A 15,269-nucleotide genomic window follows, 5' to 3' on the forward strand; every position below is an offset into this window, starting at 1 on the left:
TAATTTATTATTTTTAATTGCAGTTGAATCTAAGTTACTAAAATGACTGATTCAAAACAAGACCTTATTGAAGGCGCTTTCATTCTCGTGTCAAATACACTTTTCCTTTTGATCACATACCTTTCTTAGAGTAATCATGTCAGTATGTCCAAATTTAAACGGTTATTTACAATGTCATTAGGATTTTTGCAAAAAAACTAGGTTTGATACTTTCTCTAGAGGTAATAAATTCTTTCTCGACGCCCTCATTATAGCTTGTATATTTATGAGTACAATATTTTTTTATTTTTAGAAAGATTGAATAAACAGAATCTTGAATGGGTAATAGATTACACTTAGCATGTAGCAATTGTGTCCTTTGTTTGAAGCTGTATTAGTTAGTAGAAAAGCAAAAATAACACAGAGTTCCTTTCATTAACACATTGATTATATTGGAAAATCATTATAATGATACTTATATTATCCTTTGTTGAAACATTTAATTTTGGACATGAAAGCTGTTGCAATAAATGATTAATATAGATAGCAAGTAATAAATTAGTGAACTATAAAATCATTTTTGAATATTAATCATTATTTTTGCATTAAAATTCATTTTTCAGAAAAAAGGAACTTCTTTTTTTATAATCTTAATTTAAAGTAATATTTTGGTAATATCCAACAATTTACACCATCCCCTTTACAGTTATGGAAACCCTAATTAGATTTAAAAAGAGAGAAGAGCTCATCGATGCTCCTCTCTCTTTTTTATTTACTTAAGATTACTATTCAAATTGCTTATTGCATCTTTAAGCTGACTTTTAAATTATAAACTTTAATTTCCATACTTCTTTACAAGCCGATAAATGAAAAAAGTATATGTTCCTTCAAAATTAAGTTATAAAAGAGTTATGTTTTCCTGTAACATATTATTCATCCTTCTATTCACAGACAGTACGCTTCCACACTAAATAAAATCTCTCCGTAAACGTCCAATAGCTCTAAAATATACAAATATTGAAGAATATGAAAAAAACACTCTTATGAGTGCCCTTCTTAGCAACTAAGTCCGCTGCAACTATTATCATTACCCCGATGAATTTTGCCTGTAAGAGGAAATTTTAAGTTCATATTTAATTATTAAAATAAACCGCACCAAAGTTTTCATTAAATCTTTTACACCAAACAGAAACCGAACCATATTCACTTACATCTATCCCTTCAGGAATTTCGTAGTTTTGGTCTCCTTTATTTCCCTTTAATTTTCCTAATTCAATATACTGATAGTTTTTCACGTCTTCATTATTTTTCAAACGATTTGTAGGAACTAATACAACTCGTACATCTGGCCCATTAGATGTTGCAAAATCAGAAAGTCGTAAAACACGTTTTCCATCCGCTAATTGGTAAATTTTTGCCGTTCCAGTTGTTTCATGGACACCGTTTTGAAACTGACCTTCCCTTATTACTCGATCACTTTGTTGCCTTACTTCAGTTGATTGTATCTCTGCTTGTGGCAATGATTCATTTACGTGCTTATCAATAAATAATTTCTCTGGTCGGAACAATGACCATAAAATCCCCAATACAATTATCAAACCACCTATAAGCCATACATATTTTCTTTTCATAAAGTAAAAAACCTCCTGTAACATACTGTGTAGTAGTATGTTAACAAGAAGGTCTTTCATTTTTCTAACGTAAATGTTACAAAAGTCTTTCAGCCGTCTTATTTTTTTACTGATGTGATGGGAAGAGTGAACCAAAATTCACTTCCCTGCTTACCATCTGCGCGATTCCTTACACCAATTTCCCCTTTGTGCATTTCAATCAATGATTTTGCAATAGCTAATCCAAGTCCGGAACCTCCAGATTGTGAACTTCTTGATCGATCTGTTCTAAAAAAACGTTCAAATACGCGTAATTGATCATTTGGAGAAATTCCCATTCCTTCATCCCGCAAAGTGAATTGGACCTGTTGAGTTGGTTTATTTTCCACTACAGTCAATTCAATTGTTCCAGAGATAGGAGAATATCGAATTGCATTATGTAATAAATTACCTATGACCCTTTCTATTTTACAAGGCATAATCAAAAGTCGAGGTAATGTATCAGGGACATCCAATTGCACATGAATTTGTTTGTCTCCTAATAAGACAGAATGTGACTCTAATACATCTAATAGAACTTTATCTAAATGTGTGAAACTTGGATGAAAATCTACTTGCTCAAACTCTAACTTTGAAAGATCAAATAAGTCGTTAATTAATCCATTTAATCTTTCTATTTCTTTTAAAACCGTTGCTAAGTATTGCTTTTTCATTTCAGGATCTTCAATCAGGTTATCTTGTAATGCTTCTATCATCATTTGCATGCTAGTCATAGGTGTTCGTAAGTCGTGTGAGATATTGGTAATTAGCTCCTTACGAGAGTTTTCCTGTTCCTCTAACTTAGTAAACCCTTCTTCTAATTTTTTTGCCATCTGTTGAAAGGCTGTTGCCAATTCTTTAAACTCACGTGGTTCTTGCCCAATTATATACATCGTTTCAAAGTGTCTATCACTAAATTGTTTCGTCAATTTTATTAAATTTTGTATAGATCTCATGATAGGACGTGTCATTAACCAATAAATAAACGTTGAAATAATGAATGCCACAAATGCAATTACTGTTAATAACCGCGTTTGTTCCGGTTCAAGTAACATTTTCGTATCACTATACCATATAGCAATTACCATAATACTAGTACTTAATAGATTCATGAGTAACAATTGAATACGTAATCTCATGTTTCATTTCCTCCATTTGGCTCAAAGCGATATCCTATACCCCAAACCGTATGAATCCAACGATTCTTTATCGTATGCTTCTCGAGCTTTTCACGTAAACGACTCACTAACACGGTAACTGTGTTTGATGCTCCTTCATGTCCAAAATCCCAAATTAATTCAAGAAGCTGCGAGCGAGAAAATACTTGTTTTGGATGCTTTGCCATGAGATAAAGTACCTCAAACTCTTTCACCGTTAACTCCACTTCCTTATTACAAACAAGTACATATCTTGTCTTTGGATATATTTTTAAATCTGGAAACTCTATCACTTCCAATAAGGATTCTTTTGCTTGTATTTGTACATGGCTTCCTCTTCTTAGTATAATTTGAACCCTTAATACTAATTCACGAGGGGAAAATGGCTTTGTTAAATAATCATCTGCCCCCATTGTTAAGCCTAAAATTCGATCCCTTTCCTCTCCCTTAGCAGTTAACATAATAATAGGGACATTTGATTGTTGACGAATTTCCTCGCATAATTCCCATCCATCTTTTTTTGGCATCATCAAATCTAATATAATTAAATCTGGTTGATGTGTAAGAAATAAATCCCAACCTTCTTTACCATTTACAGCGGTATAAACTTCATATTCTTCTCTTTCTAAATACCGTTTGCATACTTCTCGAATATTTTCTTCATCTTCTACGATTAAAATTCTTTTCTTCATATACTATCCTCACTTCTTTTTCACCAATAACAAAAAATTTATTTTTTCTATTATCCAATAAAAATATCTTTATAGGTAAAGATATAAAAACTAATCACATAAATAAATCAGAATTCCACATTTCACCCTCGAAACGAATGAAAATTCGGAAAATAAATCATGTAATACAGATAGTAATCTTAACATTTGATTACTTATATGACTAGATAAGTATTTAAAATAGTAGTTTCTAAATTATATAAATTAAAAGGAATGAGTCCGATTCACCATCGAACTCATTCCTTATTAGTAACCTAAATTATTGTATCTAACTTTTCGGATTCAATTCATTTCCAGTTCTCTTTCCAAACTTAGCAACAGAACTGTTACCTATTACTGAACTCTTGATAGATTCCATGCTATAGTATCAGTCCCATTCTCTCCATTACCATATTTCATATAATCGATTAAATATCCTACCTTTAACTTATTACCATTAGATAGTATGTTCCATTGCTTATGGTGTCCAGTGAAATTCTTTGGATATGCATGATTAAATTTAAAAGTACTTGCGTTCTGTTTTTGATCTAAATGGATATAACTATCTTGAAGTTTTAAATATGCATAATCTGAATAAATAGGATTTTGAAATTTAATTAATACCTCTTCATCCTTTTTAATTGGTTTTCCAGGTTTAGGTTGACCTACTCTTTCAATAATTACATTCACTTTTTCATCGCTAGATTTTTCAGCCCAAAGATACTCCCATTTATTCCCTGCATGATGACTTCCCAAATAAGCTGTATTTCCATATGAAGCCACGGTATAAGGAACTCCTTCTGTAACAAATTCACCTGAATTATCTACTACATAATCTTCAAATTCTTTATTAGCTTTAATTTCAGTATCAATCTTTTGTGTAGGCGTTAGATTGTGTGCGTCATTGATTTCAAATGTAACTTTTCTGTGCGCAGCAATTTCAGATTTAATAGGGTGTATATTTTCTCTAGACTCATATGTAAATCCATTTTCACGTTTAACCAGTGTTACTGTTTGTGACGGAGCATTCCATTTCTTACTATAAGTAGTAGGAATATCTTTACTCCCTCCAAATAAACCAGGTAAAATTGTTGCCCTAATCTTTTGCGTCACAGAATCATAACTACCTTCTACTAATGTTGGTTGCTGTAGCTTTGCAAAAGCTCCGTGTACAGAGTCTTTATGTAAATAACCGCGATCTCCCTGTCCCGCTTTTAAATCGTTCAATGCATCAGTTCCATTATTAGCTGAAACCACTGATACGTTATTAGTACTTTTAGCCTTGTTTACAATATGATTTACTTTTTTCGTATCTATATTTACCTGTTGAAAAACTTCGTTATAGGATAAAACTGGCTTATCAGCAAGAGATTTGTCTTTAGGAGTATATACCCTAAACTTTGGTATATTTCCTATATCTGTTTCTAATTGTTCAGTAGCTGCATTTACTCTAGACTCATATCTCCCTGAATCCCCCAAATGCATAATTTCTTCACCTTTTTCAATAGATAAATCCATTGTACTTGTAGGTAAAACTTCAATCGAAAGAAGTTCCCCTTGTTCAACAGCTTTCAATTCATCCAAAGATAAGACAATATTCGCATCTGCTTGTCCTTCTAAACTGTCAATTACTACTTCTGTTTTATTCCGTCCACCTTTTTCTGTACTTAAATAGTTTGCTTTATAACGATCTTGTGTTGCCTTTACAGTATTAATAATTTTGTTTCCTAAACGAATATTAAAATGAGGCGAAACATTTTCAGCGGATGCTGTTCCTACATTCTTATATTCCAAATGTACCCGTAATTTTGCTGCGTTCGCTGTATCCACAGTTGTTGCAGTAGACCAATCAAAATTATTTGTATAACTCTCCGTTTCCGTAGTTGTTTTTGAATATCCGTATCCCACATTTGCTGAAACACTTCCGGAAGGAACAGGACCGGCTGCTGAGCCTTCTGCACCACCTGAACCACTTAAACCTACATTAAATGAATGTTGTGTAGATACACTTTTTTCCCATCCTCTACTAACTGATCCACCATTATTATCCGTAATGGTTGCAATAGGAATTACTTCAATTCGTTTGACACCAATTTGCAAATTCGGCATGTTGGCAACTATCGGATTGAAATTAGTATCAGAATCGTTGTTATAATTCTCAACCTCATACATATCAGTAAAAGGATCACCATCCGTATTTGCATTCATAGGATTCGATATAAATTTTGGTTTCCCTTTATCCTTCTCGGGATCCCATGCTTTCGCTTCATTTTTTCCAGTTTGTGAATTGAATTCAATTTTATATCCATTAATCTCTAAGTCGTTGGAAATACCATCTTTATCCCAATCGTTGTTTGCCATTTCAATGTTTTGTGTAATGAGTGAACCTATTTCCCCATCAGATCCGAGCGTGAAATTCTTATCTTCTTTTTTTACATTTGCATTCTCTTTGAATATTTCAACTGTACCTCCTGGATTCGGTTGTTTTACATCTGCTAAAGCAGGAGATGCTAAAGTCAGTGCCATCGATACACTACCTAATACACTAATTGCTGGCTTCAATTGTTTCATTGTTATTTTTCCTCCTTGGTTTCTAGGTCCATTAGAACACCTACTAGTAAGATTAATTTCATCATATATAACAAATCTTTCTTTTCTCTCTCATAACTGTTAAAAAAGTCTCTCGTAAATATTACAAAACACTTACAGAGTTTTCAAAAGCCATAAAATCTATATGAAACATCAAAAAGCCGTAATATGAAGAATCGATTACAATATATACAAAAAAGCAGCTAGCCAAAGCTAACTGCTCACTAACTTATAAAATTTCAGTAAAAGAATGTATTAATTTTGAAGTGTGCAAATTGGGAGAGTGACTTCAACTATAGTCCCCTTATTCACATCACTCTCAATAAATACCTTCCCCTGGTGTGTTTCAATAATTTTATAACAGACCATTAATCCTAAGCCGATTCCCTCTTCCTTAATACTGTAAAAAGGTTCTCCTAAATATGGTATACGTTCTTTTGGAATCCCACATCCTTGATCGATAAAGCGAATCCTTATTTGATTATTATCAAGTTTATCAAATTGAATCAAAATTTCTCCTCCTGTTGGCATGGATTCAATTGCATTTTTTAAAATATTAACAAATACTTGTTTTAATTGATTTCCTTCGCATGGAATCAATGGAATATCAGGTGTAAAATCGATTCTAATTTGTATATTATTCATCATTGCTTGAGGTTGCAGTAGCGTCAAAACTTGATCCATTAGCACACCAATATCATTAGGTTGTATCTTTACCACCTGTGGTTTGGCTACCGCCATAAATTCATTAGTAATACTTTCTATACGCTCAATCTCTGATGATACTATATTTATATAACCCCGATTATTCTCAGTTTCCGTTGATTTTAGTAATTGCATAAACCCTTTCATTGCGGTTAATGGATTATTAATTTCATGAGCCATTGCAGTCGCTAATTGTCCTACGACAGCAAGTTTTTCAGATTTCCGTAGTAATTCTTCTGTTTTTAGCCGTTCAGTGATATCACGAGAAATACTTAGGAAAACTTTTTTACCATTTAAGTTAAAAACACGGACACTAAACTCAGTTGTTATTATTTTTCCTGTTGGAAAAACATATTCATCTTGCAAAGTGAAGGAAGTTTGTCCCTCTCTAATTCTTTTTAACAACCTTACAATCATTTTAGAATCTTGTGGTACTACATTTGGAAATGGTAACGAGAGCAGCTCTTCTCTACTATATCCAAATCTTTTACAACCAACAGGGTTTACCTCAATGAATCGACTTGGAACATGATTTTCATTCAGCTCTACTACATATACTGCATCAGTTGCTTGTTCGATTAGTGCACGGTACTTCATTTCACTATCTTTTAATTGTTGGTGTAATCGATGTCGTTCTCTTTCTGCTTGTTTTCTTTCAGAGATGTCTCTACATATTGCAGATAAAGCTAACACATTTCCTCTTACGTCTAGTATAGGAGAAACTGTCAGACTGACATCAAGAAGACTTCCATCGTTACGTCGTCTAACAGTTTCTAATCTAGTAACTACGGATTCTTTCGTTAGAATTTTCTGAATATTTCCAAGTGATTCTTCCATTAAGAAATCTGGTACACAGGGTAATCTCTTACCTATGATTTCTTGTAATGACCATCCAAATATCTTTTCATAAGCTTTATTTGCTTGTAAAATATGCCCTTCTCGATCAGAAATGGTAATAGCATCTACATTATGCTTTATAAATGATTCTAGTAATTCTTTGGTAGCTCTTAATTCTGATTCTACCTTTTTCCTTTCGGTTATATCGACTATAGAACCAACAACTTCCATAACTTGTCCATTTCGTTTAATCGGCCTAAGTGCAATAAGAATAATCGTTTTATCATCTGGCCAGGGTAATTCGAATATATTTTCTTTCCCTTCCCATGCCTGAAGATAATACTTCATCAATTGTGGAACTAAATGTGGTGGAACAATAGAAGCATCAATAGTCCGTAAGCTTTTCCCTACCACCTGTTCAGAATAAAATCCTTTTTGATAATAAAACTGTCCATCACATAAAGTGTGTATAAAGTGCTTACCCACTTTTTTAAATTTAAAAATCCCTCCTTGAAGCTCATGTACGGTATCTGTGAGTTCTTGCTTGGATTTTTTTAATTCCCGATTCATTTTAGATAAGTCCTGTGTTAAATAATATAATCTCTGGTAGGCTTCCATAAGAAATAGCCCAATTAAAAGCCCTAAAGCTATATATAATAAGCCTCCAGTGTAAAGTAACTTAGTATTAAAGAATACACCAACTAACCACTTTATTCCAACAAAAACAGAAAAATATAAAGATGCACTTTTAAAAGGATGAAGGTTTTTAAAATATGTTTTAAAAGTAACAAATAGGATACCCAAACCTAAATAAGCAATCACAGGAGGTTCCCAGTAACCTCCAATGTAAAAGATACGCATGATAATAATGCTAATTAATGTAATCCAACCAGCAATGCGACCAAAGTAAATAAAAGATAAAATAAGAGGAACAACTCGAAGATCGTAGGAAAATCCCATGTATGGAAAAGAAAAGAGCATCAAAGTAACTGCAATAATCCCTCCATAGAATTTTTCGAAATATCGCCTGGAATGAATCAAAAACACTTGAATAAATATCGCTGCGCTAACTAATAAAGAAAAAATAGAAAGATTGATGAAATAGTCTTTAATAATCATGTAATGTCCCTCCTTGCATTAAAGATATATTCGACAAAAAAACAGAAAATCCTACAAATAGTACAAACAGTTCAGGTGTAAAAAATATAATTCCCTACATGACAGTACATGTAAATAGTATCATATTGATTCAAATCGAAAACCAGGGAATCTTCCATTTGAACCTTCAAACACCCCAAAAATAAGGTGTTTATTCTCTCTTTTTATTTAAATGTTATGTACAAAAAAACGTAGGAATATTTAATTCCTATGTTTTTTATAAATTAATCAATTCCTTCACTATTACAATTCTTCAAATTCCTCAATTTCGGCTTTTCGCTTTAAAAATATTGCAATATCTTTATTACAAGTTGCTCTTTTAATGTATTTGCAATCTTTTGGTTAAGCCATACACATAAAGCAACCAGCACCTTGATTCAATATTCACTTTTTTACTGTACAAATTCTTTTGCTTTAGCTAGGTGTTCTAGGAAATAAGGAGCCTTATGCCGTTCAATTTTTCACTTAACTTGGTGTCTAGTTTAGTGTACCATCCCCATGCCCATCAACTTAAGAAAATAGATTCACCCCAAAACGAAAAAATGAGCTTTTCTGTTAAAAGTTAGCACAAAATTTCGTTCTGGGGGTATTTGTTTTTCTTAGCTTGATAGCGATGTGTACCATCCCCAATTAATGCATTTTTTTGGGTTCAGTTCATTATATTTTCTACTTTGTCTTTATACACAACATATTCTTTCCCATCCACTACTACTACCACCGCAAATTCATCATTTGGATTGAATGAAAGCCAGTCAGCCCACATGCTTGTATTAGCACCTCCACTCCACATATGATGAACAGTGTTTTTAGTTAAATTCATAACTTTATAAGACGCATTTGGTGCATTTGTTCCAGTCTTTATTTCAAAAGTGTATGCGTTATGGATTTTTTTATAAAAGTAAAAAACGTTTGATGGACGAAGTAGATTCATAAAATCCTGTTCTTTCTTCTCTGCAATTTTTATGCCTTCTAGTAATGTGACAACATCTGTTCTTAATGTTTTCCAACTATCTTTAGCTGAATTCAAGTTAGGCTTTAAAAATTTATATCTATTTTGATCAGCTTTTTCATCAGCTTTATCAATATGCCCCAGTACGCCCAAATATTGAGAGTCTAAATCATCCCATTGTGTGGACATATAAGTAAGAGCAGTAATAGCACTATCAATCGTACTATGCATATCGCTAATATTATGAAATGCAACTCCGACTACACGATTTAATGTAATTTTATAATCAACAGTTTTACGTAATTCTGCTAAAGCAGGCTCTAATCGACCTAAATTATCTCTAGCAGTACCTATCATTATGCCACCAGAAATAAGCGTGGGGATAAAAGGTATTTTCACCATTATTAATCCATCAGATTCTAATTTCTTATAATAGTTTACTTGTCCTAAAACTTCATCTAAACGCTTTTGATCAGTCTCCACATCAGCTCCTTGGTTTTTTAAAATCGATTGCAAGGTCTCTTTATGGCTTCCAAATACTCTAACATCTTCTCCAATAGCGTTTTTAAATTTAGTTAATTCTTCTATTAATGCTTTTGCAGACTTTTGGTTTCGTTGAATTCCCCCCCTTAAATCAGTAATCCCCTTTTTTAAAGTATCCCCATTTCCATTATTGATCGCCTCTACTAATGTTTCATAATAATTTTCAAACTTTGTATCGTATTCAATAATGCCGGTCAATGTATCTAAAAGCTGTTTTTTTACTTTTGTATTCCATGTAACAGCATGTGCTCTTGCATTCTTTTGATCCAGTACAATTTTACTAGGTAAATCTGCATACCCATTAATAGAAATTCCTTCAAAACTCACATCCGGATTATTAATTAGCAAATAAGAATATTCATTCATAGCTTTTGCAAATAACCCAGCATCTTGTACAGTTTTTTTCATCTTTTCTTCATTTGCTGAAAGAGACATATCTCCAGTGTTCGTTTGTTCAGTTTCAATTGCAAAGGTTGCTACTGGTGTGACTGCATAGGTAGTTGTCATAATTAAAAATGCTGATACAGCCAGTATTTTATAAGGTTTTTTTTTCATCTTTTCTTATTCCTCCTGTATAGAGTATGATTTCAAGTCCTATTCTTATTAAAAGACGATGTAGTTGCATAGATTCGATATTATTAAGCGAATCTATATAAACTGTCCCCTATTAATCGATTCTGTTACAAATTTTTAAAAACAAGTAAACTACATGGCTATCTTTTTATTTGGATAAAACTTATATATAAGTGAAAGGCGAAGTCTTTAATGAGACTCCGCCTTTTTAATATATAAGGATTTATTAATTATCGCTTTACTGTTTAACAGTGTAATCATAGACTCTCTATGTTATGGTTCACTTTGCAACAGAATTAATATTTCCCTATTTTTGTGGAGTAACAGTTTCCACTTTTAATTCCTTTATCCCTTCTTTTAATGTAACAGCATCTGTTCTTAATGTTTTCCAACTGTCTTTCGCTGCATTTAAATTAGGTTTTAAGAATTTAAATTTATTTTGATCCGCTTTTTGAGCTGCATTCTCAATATGCCCTAGAACGCCCGAATATTGAGAATCTAAATCATGCCACTGCGTGGACATATAAGTAAGAGCGTTAATAGCATCATCAAGTGCCTTGTGCATTTCATTAATATTACTATAAGCAACTCCAACTACGCGATTTAATGTTACTTTATAATCCACGGTCTGACGTAATTCTGCTAATAAAGGCTCTAACTTACCTAAATTATCTCTTGCTACTCCCACTATAATACCGCCAATTATCGGTAGACCCAAAATAGCACCCTTCATTACATTAAACCCATCAGATTCTAATTGTTTATAATAGTTTACTGATCCTAATACTTCTTCTAGACGCTTTTGATCGGCTTCAACATCTGCACCTTGGTTTTTTAAAATCGACTGCAAGAGATCTTTATTGCTTCCAAATGCTCTAACATCTTGTCCAATAGAGTCTCTTAATTTAGTTAATTCTTCTATTAGTTGTTGTGCAACCTTTTGATTTTGTTGAATTTCACCTCGTAAATCTGTAATCCCTTCTTTTAAAGTTTCTCCATCCCCTGTATTAATCGCCTCTACCATTGTTTCATAATAATTGTCAAATGTTGTGTCGTATTCAACAATGCCCGTCAATGTATCTAAAAGCTGTTTTTTTACTTTTGTATCCCAAGTAACAGCATGTGCTCTTGCATTCTTTTGATCTTGTACAATTCTACCAGGTAAATCCACATATCCATTAATAGTAATTCCTTCAAAGTTCACATCTGGATTTTTAATTAACATATAAGAATAGGCATTCATAGATTTTGCAAATAACCCGGCTTTTTGCAAGGTCTCTTTCATTCTCGCTTCATTTGCAGAAAGAGCCGTATCTCCATTGTTCGTTTGTTCAATTTCACTTGCAAAAGTTGCTACTGGTGAAACTACATTAGCGGTTGTAATAGTTAATAACGTCGATACAGCGAGTAATTTGTAAGGGATTTTTTTTATCATTTCATTTTCCTCCAATTTAGGTTTTAATTTTCAGTTCTATTCCTGTTTAAAAGCAATATCTTTTGAAATGAATTCTGCATCTTTATGAATATCATTCCAACTTTCTTTAGCAGCTTTTAAATCATCCGGTATTAAAGAGAATTTGTGGTCTTGCATAGAATCGATATTATCCAGTAAATCTGTATAATTTGCGCCCATTGTATTCCATTGCTTTTGAATATTTGTTAGAGATAATATCGCTTGATCTACAGTCTGATATAGATATGCCAATGTTTCTTTCGCGTTAGTAAGCGAAAGAACTGCTTGATTAGCACGATCTGCTTTCATACTTAATTCTCCGATTTTGTTAGAAATTTCGTTATAGGAGTCCATATGCTTAGATGCCGTGACACCCGCCGCAGTTCCTAGACCGATACCAGCTGCTCCAAGAGCTGAAAGTCCACCAACAACAGCTGGTGTTGCTGTACCACCAGTTACAACAATTACAACTGCTCCTCCAATAGCTGCAATAACTAAAATAGCTGCTCCCAATCCACCACCAATTGACCATGCTAATACATCATCAAAATGTTTTTTCTGAGTAGAACGAAGTTGCTCAATTTCAGTTTGAAGTTGCGGAATCGTTGCCTGTTGACCTGCTAATATTGCAGTTAATCCACCTTTCCCATCTGGACCACCAACATTATTTTTAAAATCTGTAGAATTTTGATATAGTTTCCCTTTGAAGTCTTGTAGCATCTTAATTACATCTGTAACCTCTTTTGAATTTGTATTAATTGTAGTAATTAAATCACTTATGCCCTCTTTTAGACCTGCCTTATCTTTCTTTTGTACAGTATCTACTAAAGTGTCGTAATAATTTTGAAATTGTTCATCGTAATTTACAATATTACGAGCTGTTTTTTGAATCTGTGGCTTCGCTTTATCTAACCAATAATTCGCATTGATTCGTGACAGTTCTTGATTAAGGTGAATATTTTTGAGCAACTCCCCTCCTTCTGATCCTAAATCGATATTAGATAAATTTACATTCGGTTGCTTAATCATTGTTTTTGCGTACAAATCCATTACAAGAATATGAGACCCTGTTTCAGCCAATGCTTTCTTCAGTCCCTCGGGACCTAAAGCATAATTGCCTACTTTTTGTTCTTGAGCGGTCGTTTCTTGTGCAAATGCATGAATAGTGTTACCAGTAGTAGCAGTTATAACCGTTGCCAGAGTGGCTAAAGTTAGCACTTTGAATGGGAATTTTTTCATAACTATTCTCCTTCTTTCGCTAGATTCTTATAATCTTTATAGTTTTTTCAAAAACGTAATATCAAAATTTATATACCTGTTCTTCAAGGTAACTTATTACATTTTTTAATTGTCTTAATGTATCTTTTTGAGACTGCTCGTTAGTTGCATCAACATTAGTAGATAATTTTGTAATGTTATTTTTTATTAGATCCAAATCTTCTTTATAGCGCTTTAGTAGGTCAAGTTCTACATCTACTTGGTTTGCAAACGTATGCAAATCATTTTGTGAAAGAAGAAGCATTGATTTTTGTAAATCTGCTATTGATAGTTTCGTTGTTAAATCATATATTTTTTGATTTTGTTTCTCTAAATCATCTAAATATGCTCGCTGTTCTGCTGTTAGTTTATTTACTTCAGCGAAGACACCAAGTGTTTTCTTAATCTTTTCAGTATCAATGGCTTTCATCAGGTCATATTCTTGCGTTTTTGTGGCTGCAGCTGCAGCTATTTCACCTTGTTTGCTTCGCTCAATTGCTTCACGAGCTGCTTTTTTGGCTGATTCAATTTCTAGAGCAGTTTTACCTTGCTCTTTCGCTTCTTGCGCTGCTTTTTTCTCTGCTTCTAGAATAGAGTTGTTAATTTCTTTTCCTTTGTTATACGCTGCCATCCCTGCTTGAGCAGCCGGTTCAATAATTTCTTTTGAAAGACTATAAACTTCTTTGAATATAGCAAATCCCTGCTCATTTAAAGCTCCTGGTATTAATGCAATTTGTTGTAAATCATTTTGAATTGCTTTCTTGGTATTTAATAATTCATTTTTTAACTGATCTATTTTCCCTGTTCCATCTGTACTTAGTATGCCTTGTGCTGTTGCCACATCAGTATCGAAATCTTTCAATTTTTTATCAAGCTGTAATTTAAGTTCTGTTAATTCATTAATTTGTCGTTGCGCATTTTCTTGATTCGTCATAGCCATTTCTTGAAGAACTTCAAGTCTATCCAAAAACCCTTCACTATCTTCTTTATTGTCTACATACGATTTTAATGTCGGGTAATAGCTATTAAATTTCGTTACAAATCCTTTACTTTTTGAATTTAATAGAATTAACTGTGGATAGAGTTCTGATGACCATTCCTTCATATCTTGTTTGATTAGGAATTGATTGGTATTTAAAGCTGGGACTTCCTCTAGCTGTACATTAGGACTCATTAAAGATTGATCAATATACGTTTGGATTAATTTAGATTGCGCACCTAATTTTCGTAATGATGAAGAAATATCCATGCTTTCCTGTTGAGTTTCTGCTTGAACGATTGGTGTTGCGAGAGTATTGATAGGAATAGTTGCTCCAGTTACAATGGATGTTATTAAAAATCCTGTCATTATTTTATTTTTCATTCCGTACACTCCTTTACCATTGTTTTTTATAACTCGATTCATATAACTTGTACGCCCTAGCGCTAGGCTCTCTCCTTGCACACGCATGAGGAAGGGGAAGTCTTTCGGATAGGGTGTTATCGTTATTATTTACTTCTAATAGGATCTAAAGATTTTACTTCCCTCTCATTTAGATACTCTATTTTTCAAATAGGAAACGATAAAAATTCATCAGCTATATTTGAATTAGCTGCCCAATGAGTAGTAAAATATTATTTCTCCCCTAGAGCTGCTAACTTACAGAGCCGTGAAGATAGATAAACTATTGCTTCTAGAGTTAATCCTGTCATGACCTTTTTTTAATATCA

Annotated in this window: 9 protein-coding genes; all 9 read right to left on the reverse strand. The window is 32.9% G+C overall.

Going from position 1 to position 15,269, the window contains the following annotated elements:
- Nucleotides 1–1,112 precede the first annotated feature (1,112 nt).
- Nucleotides 1,113–1,610: a DM13 domain-containing protein gene (locus MHH59_RS15840; RefSeq protein ID WP_002017161.1), complete on the reverse strand. Its 498-nt coding sequence runs from the start codon at nucleotides 1,608–1,610 to the stop codon at nucleotides 1,113–1,115.
- A gap of 98 nt (nucleotides 1,611–1,708) precedes the next feature.
- Nucleotides 1,709–2,767, reverse strand: a complete 1,059-nt coding sequence (locus MHH59_RS15845; protein ID WP_002128066.1) for a sensor histidine kinase — start codon at nucleotides 2,765–2,767, stop codon at nucleotides 1,709–1,711.
- A complete protein-coding gene (locus MHH59_RS15850; RefSeq protein WP_002017159.1) occupies nucleotides 2,764–3,477 on the reverse strand; it encodes a response regulator transcription factor in 714 nt (237 codons plus the stop codon). Before MHH59_RS15850 ends, MHH59_RS15845 begins: the two co-directional genes overlap by 4 nt.
- A 372-nt stretch (nucleotides 3,478–3,849) precedes the next feature.
- Nucleotides 3,850–6,066, reverse strand: a complete 2,217-nt coding sequence (locus MHH59_RS15855; protein ID WP_340851744.1) for a binary toxin-like calcium binding domain-containing protein — start codon at nucleotides 6,064–6,066, stop codon at nucleotides 3,850–3,852.
- 273 nt (nucleotides 6,067–6,339) lie between these two features.
- On the reverse strand, nucleotides 6,340–8,745 hold the full coding sequence (locus tag MHH59_RS15860) for a PAS domain S-box protein (RefSeq protein WP_078178957.1): 2,406 nt from the start codon (nucleotides 8,743–8,745) through the stop codon (nucleotides 6,340–6,342).
- 688 nt (nucleotides 8,746–9,433) lie between these two features.
- Nucleotides 9,434–10,831 carry a hemolysin BL regulatory component HblB gene (gene hblB / locus MHH59_RS15865; RefSeq protein WP_340851747.1) on the reverse strand — a complete coding sequence of 466 codons (1,398 nt, stop codon included), beginning with the start codon at nucleotides 10,829–10,831 and terminating at the stop codon, nucleotides 9,434–9,436.
- Nucleotides 10,832–11,156: 325 nt separating this feature from the next.
- Complete coding sequence (hblA, locus tag MHH59_RS15870) at nucleotides 11,157–12,284, reverse strand: hemolysin BL binding component B (protein WP_016127245.1); 1,128 nt, start codon at nucleotides 12,282–12,284, stop codon at nucleotides 11,157–11,159.
- Nucleotides 12,285–12,320: 36 nt separating this feature from the next.
- Nucleotides 12,321–13,541 carry a hemolytic enterotoxin HBL lytic component L1 gene (gene hblD, locus MHH59_RS15875; RefSeq protein ID WP_078178959.1) on the reverse strand — a complete coding sequence of 407 codons (1,221 nt, stop codon included), beginning with the start codon at nucleotides 13,539–13,541 and terminating at the stop codon, nucleotides 12,321–12,323.
- Nucleotides 13,542–13,602: 61 nt separating this feature from the next.
- Nucleotides 13,603–14,922, reverse strand: a complete 1,320-nt coding sequence (gene hblC, locus MHH59_RS15880) for a hemolysin BL lytic component L2 (protein WP_002128071.1) — start codon at nucleotides 14,920–14,922, stop codon at nucleotides 13,603–13,605.
- Between the last annotated feature and the right edge of the window lie 347 nt (nucleotides 14,923–15,269).

Source organism: Bacillus sp. FSL E2-0195 (assembly GCF_038003645.1).
Taxonomy (GTDB): Bacteria; Bacillota; Bacilli; order Bacillales; family Bacillaceae_G; genus Bacillus_A; species Bacillus_A mycoides.

Bases quoted from the DNA above. Each gene is read 5' to 3' on its own strand.
- MHH59_RS15840 (WP_002017161.1), bottom strand. From the start codon at position 1,610: ATGAAAAGAAAATATGTATGGCTTATAGGTGGTTTGATAATTGTATTG.
- hblC (WP_002128071.1), bottom strand. From the start codon at position 14,922: ATGAAAAATAAAATAATGACAGGATTTTTAATAACATCCATTGTAACT.
- MHH59_RS15850 (WP_002017159.1), bottom strand. From the start codon at position 3,477: ATGAAGAAAAGAATTTTAATCGTAGAAGATGAAGAAAATATTCGAGAA.
- hblB (WP_340851747.1), bottom strand. From the start codon at position 10,831: ATGAAAAAAAAACCTTATAAAATACTGGCTGTATCAGCATTTTTAATT.
- MHH59_RS15855 (WP_340851744.1), bottom strand. From the start codon at position 6,066: ATGAAACAATTGAAGCCAGCAATTAGTGTATTAGGTAGTGTATCGATG.
- hblA (WP_016127245.1), bottom strand. From the start codon at position 12,284: ATGATAAAAAAAATCCCTTACAAATTACTCGCTGTATCGACGTTATTA.
- MHH59_RS15845 (WP_002128066.1), bottom strand. From the start codon at position 2,767: ATGAGATTACGTATTCAATTGTTACTCATGAATCTATTAAGTACTAGT.
- hblD (WP_078178959.1), bottom strand. From the start codon at position 13,541: ATGAAAAAATTCCCATTCAAAGTGCTAACTTTAGCCACTCTGGCAACG.
- MHH59_RS15860 (WP_078178957.1), bottom strand. From the start codon at position 8,745: ATGATTATTAAAGACTATTTCATCAATCTTTCTATTTTTTCTTTATTA.